Consider the following 4,739-nt stretch of genomic DNA (forward strand, 5'->3'; position numbering starts at 1 on the left):
GCGCGACGCCTCGGGCGGGGGCGGCGAAGCCGGGTACGTATCTGGTCGAGGCGAAGGCGCCTGGGTTCGAGAAGGTGCGGACGTCGTTCGTGCTCAAGGCTGACTGACGTCGTTGGCCGTCGGACACGCGGTGAACTGACGGCCCGGTGGGGGCTGGGCGCGCAGTTCCCCGCGCCCCTTCGGGGCGCGTTCGTCAGACGTAGCGTTCGAGGATGCTGCTTTCCGCCAGGCGGGAGAGGCCCTCGCGGACGCTGCGGGCGCGGGCTTCGCCGACGCCGTCCACCGTCTGCAGGTCGTCCACGCTCGCGGCGAGCAGCTTCTGCAGTCCGCCGAAGTGCTCCACCAGGCGGTCGATGATCGCGCCGGGCAGTCGCGGCACCTTCGCCAGCAGGCGGAAGCCGCGCGGCGACACCGCCGAGTCCAGCGTCTCCGGGGAGCCGGTGTAGCCGAGCGCCCGCGCCACCGTCGGCAGCTCCAGCAGCTCCGCGTGGGTGAGCGCGTCCAGCTCGTGCAGCGCCTCGTCGACCGTGCGGGAGCGCTTCGCGGTCGGCTCGGGGACGTAGTCCCGCACGACCAGTTCGCGCTCCGGCTCCACGCCCGCGATCAACTCGTCGAGCTGGAGGGCGAGAAGACGGCCGTCGGTGCCCAGTTCGACCACGTATTCGGCGATTTCGGTGGCGATGCGGCGCACCATCTCCAGCCGCTGCGCGACCGCGGAGACGTCCCGGACCGTCACCAGGTCCTCGATCTCCAGCGCCGACAGCGTGCCCGCGACCTCGTCGAGACGGAGCTTGTACCGCTCCAGGGTGGCGAGCGCCTGGTTGGCGCGGGACAGGATCGCCGCCGAGTCCTCCAGGACGCGGCGCTGGCCGTCGACGTACAGCGCGATCAGGCGCATCGACTGGGAGACGGAGACCACAGGGAAGCCGACCTGCTTGCTCACGCGGTCGGCGGTGCGGTGCCGGGTGCCGGTCTCCTCGGTGGGGATCGTCGGGTCCGGGACCAGCTGGACGCCGGCCCGCAGGATCTTCGACAGGTCCGAGGACAGCACGATGCCGCCGTCGAGCTTGCACAGCTCGCGCAGCCGGGTCGCGGTGAACTCCACGTCCAGCACGAAGCCGCCACTGCACAGCGCCTCGACGGTCTTGTCCGAGCCGAGCACGATGAGCCCGCCCGTGTTGCCGCGGAGCACGCGCTCCAGGCCGTCACGCAGGGCGGTACCGGGTGCCACGGCGCTCAGCGAGGCGCGCATCAGGCCATCGGAACCGGCACTCCCACCGGACTTTCCGGGAGCTGCTGCCCGGTCGTTGGCTGCCACTGCACTCCTCCGGTCGCAGGTTCTGGGCGCCCCCGCGCTTCGTACGGACGGGCGAGACCTGGGCAAAGTCTACCGGCGGTCCTCCTGCTCCCGTGGGGCCTCTCGCCGACGGGAGCGGGGAAGGACCCGCAGCGCGTCCCCTATGTCCGCCACTTCCGTTACCTTCATGCCCGCCGGGACCTTGCCCGGGTCGCCCGGCACCAGGGCGTGCGTGAAGCCCAGGCGGTGCGCCTCGGCGAGCCTGCGCTGCACGCCCGTGACGCGTCTCACCTCGCCCGCGAGGCCCACTTCGCCGATCGCGACGAGGTTCTTCGGCAGCGGGGTGTCGCTGGCGGCCGAGGCCAGGGCGAGGGCGACGGCCAGATCCGCGGCCGGCTCGGAGAGCTTCACGCCGCCGACCGTCGCGGAGTAGATGTCCCTCTTGCCCAAGGCGCTGATCCGGCCGCGCTGTTCCAGCACGGCCAGCATCATCGAGACGCGGGAGGTCTCCAGGCCGGAGGTGGTGCGGCGGGGGGAGGGGATCTGCGAGTCCACCGTGAGCGCCTGCACCTCGGCGACCAGGGGGCGGCGGCCCTCCAGGGTGACGGTCAGACAGGTGCCCGGGACCGGCTCGGCGCGGCGGGTCAGGAAGAGGCCGCTCGGGTCCGCGAGGCCCGTGATGCCCTCGTCGTGCAGTTCGAAGCAGCCGACCTCGTCGGTGGTGCCGTAGCGGTTCTTGACGCCGCGGACCAGACGCAGGCGCGCGTGCCGGTCGCCCTCGAAGTGCAGCACCACGTCCACCAGGTGCTCCAGCAGGCGCGGGCCGGCGATGGCGCCGTCCTTGGTGACGTGTCCCACGAGGAGCGTGGACATCCCGCGCTCCTTGGAGGCGCGGATCAGCGCGCCCGCCACCTCGCGCACCTGGGCCATGCCGCCCGGGGCGCCGTCGATCTCGGGGGACGCGACCGTCTGCACCGAGTCGAGGATCAGCAGGGACGGCTTCACCGCGTCCAAGTGCCCGAGCACGGCGGCGAGATCGGTCTCGGCGGCGAGATAGAGGTGGTCGTCGATGGCGTGGATACGGTCGGCGCGCAGCCGCACCTGGCTCGCCGACTCCTCACCCGTGACGTACAGGGTGCGGTGCTCGTCGCTCGCGGACTTGGCGGCGACGTCCAGCAGGAGGGTGGACTTGCCCACGCCCGGCTCGCCCGCGACCAGCACCACGGCGCCGGGCACCAGCCCGCCGCCGAGCACCCGGTCCAGCTCGGGCACGCCCGTGGAGCGGGCGGTGGCCTGCCGCCCGTCGACCTGCCCGATGGGCAGCGCGGACGTGGTGACCCGCCCCGGCGCGGTCGTCCGCACGGCGGGCGCCGCACCGTACTCCTCGACCGTCCCCCAGGCCTGGCACTCGGGACAGCGCCCGAGCCACTTGGCCGTCTGCCATCCGCACTCGGTGCAGCGGTAGGACGGACGGTCCTTGGACGTCTTGGTACGGGCAGCCATGCCCAAAAGGTAACGGCCCCCTCTGACACCGGGGGTCCGCCCCCGCCCCGGCGGAGGCGCGTGCCCTCTTCGACCGCCGGTCAGGCGGCACCGTTGCGCCGGTCGGCGCGACCGGTCGTCACGCGGGGCGCCCGCCGCCTCGACGCGGGCGGCACTCCGGTCGGGCAGTCAGGGCTTGGCGGCCCACCGGCCGGTCTTCCCGCCACGCGCTCGGGCTCGTCGGCCGGGTCCCGTGCGCCGGCCGGGCGCCCGGCGGCCGGCCTGCCTGACACGCGGCCGGGCTCGGTGGGCGGAGCCCCGAGCGCCCGCTGCGTCGGCTGCGCCGTTCCTCCGGGCGGCGGCCCGGCGGTGTGGTCCGTGCCGGGCTCCGCCCTCGCCCGGCAGCCCACAGGACGAGGAGGCGCCCTCCGGATGCGGGCCCGGGTGATGTCGGACGTCTCCCCAGGACCGTGCGGCCAGGTGGGCGCGATCCGTCCGGGTGTCCGGCCGGCCGGAGTCAGGCGCCCCGCCGGGCGGACGCGGGACACGGCGCCCCCGGCACCGCAGGTGTCCGTGTCGCCCCGGCACCGCAGGTGCCCCGCACCCGCCCGCGTCGTGGCCGCTCACGCGGTGGGGAAAGGTTCCTGTCCCCGGATTGAGGGATCGTTTCACCCGTACGGATTAAAAGTGCGCACGGCGCCGGAAGGCGTCGGCCGGGGACGCCTACGGTCGCCGAATGACGAGCAGCGGCCCGGACACCTCGACCCGTACGTCCCCCCGTACGACCGGAACCGACCGGACGCACCGGGAAGCGCGCGACTGGGCGGCCGCGCGCACAGTGGCCCGGCGGTCGGCCGCCCGTTACGAGCCGCACCTGGACGGCCTGTTCACCTACTGCCTGTCCGTCCTGTGCGACCACGAGGCGGCGACCGCCGCCCTGGCGGACGCGCTCCACCTCGCGGAGCGCCGCGACCGGTACGTCCCGGACGAACTCGGCAGCCTCCGCGCGTGGCTGTACGCCCTCGCCCGCTGGGCGTGTCTGCGCACGCTGGCCGAGGCCAGGCAGAAGCGTCAGGCCTCCCACGCCGGCGGCCGCTCCGGCAGGCAGCGCGCCTCCGCCGGACACCAGGACGCCCCCGCCGTGGCCCCCGAGGAGCAGGAGCGGCGCCGCCGTGAACTCGCCGCGCTGGCCTGGCCGGAGGCCGCCGGCACCAGCCCCGAGCAGCGGGAGGCGCTCGAACTCGCCGTACGCCACCGCCTCGCCGCCCACGAGGTCGCCGCCGTGCTCGGCATGGCGCCCGCCGCGGCGCGCGAACTGCTCGCCACCGCCGCCTGCGAGGTGGAGCGCACCCGCGCGGCCCTCGCCGTCGTGGAGACCGGCGCCTGCCCCGGCGTGGCGCACCTCACCGGCGAGCAGGGGATGGTGCTCGGCACGACCCTGCGCCGCGAACTCGTCCGCCACGTCGACGACTGCCCGCGCTGCCGCCGCACCGCCGAGCGCGCCGTCCCCGGCCGGTGGCCCGGCACCAGCGTCACGCCGGACACCCTTCCCCTCGTGCCGGCGCCCGCGGCCACGCTGCACACCGCCCTCGCGCACCACCCCCGCGCGCGTGGCGGCGCGCCCCGCTTCGACCGGCGCGGCTTCCCCATGAACCCCAAGGACCGGGTCGCCCGCCGCGACCGTCTGCGCGCGCGTGCCGTCACCACGACCGTCGTCGCCACGGTCGTCGCCGCGCCCGTGCTGGCCCTGTGGGCCGCCTACCGGGGCACCCCGGTGGGCGAGGGCGTGGGCGGCGGCCCGTCCACCGCCCGCGAGGACGGCACCGTCGACTTCGACGGCGGCGAGGGCGGCGCCGGATACGAGAACGCCGGCAACGCCCAGCCCCGCCCCGGCACCCGGTTCGGCGCCGACGGCGCGCCGGACGTGTCCGTGGAGGTCGTCGAGGTGGCCGGCGCCGGG

Annotated in this window: 3 protein-coding genes; 1 reads left to right on the forward strand and 2 read right to left on the reverse strand. The window is 75.3% G+C overall.

The features are described from left to right. Positions 1 to 193: 193 nt before the first annotated feature. Entirely contained in the window at positions 194 to 1,318 is a 1,125-nt protein-coding gene (disA, locus tag CCN29_RS29065) for a DNA integrity scanning diadenylate cyclase DisA (protein WP_031020135.1), read from the reverse strand. A 69-nt stretch (positions 1,319 to 1,387) separates the two neighbouring features. After that, a complete protein-coding gene (gene radA, locus CCN29_RS29070; protein ID WP_006129589.1) occupies positions 1,388 to 2,800 on the reverse strand; it encodes a DNA repair protein RadA in 1,413 nt (470 codons plus the stop codon). 715 nt (positions 2,801 to 3,515) lie between these two features. On the opposite strand from radA, the gene CCN29_RS29075 reads away from it, so the two are divergent. Next, positions 3,516 to 4,739: RNA polymerase sigma factor (locus CCN29_RS29075; RefSeq protein WP_442538544.1), on the forward strand; the 1,224-nt coding region annotated here is incomplete at its 3' end.

The sequence above is a fragment of the Streptomyces pseudogriseolus genome (genome assembly GCA_002154585.1).
GTDB lineage: Bacteria > Actinomycetota > Actinomycetes > Streptomycetales > Streptomycetaceae > Streptomyces > Streptomyces pseudogriseolus.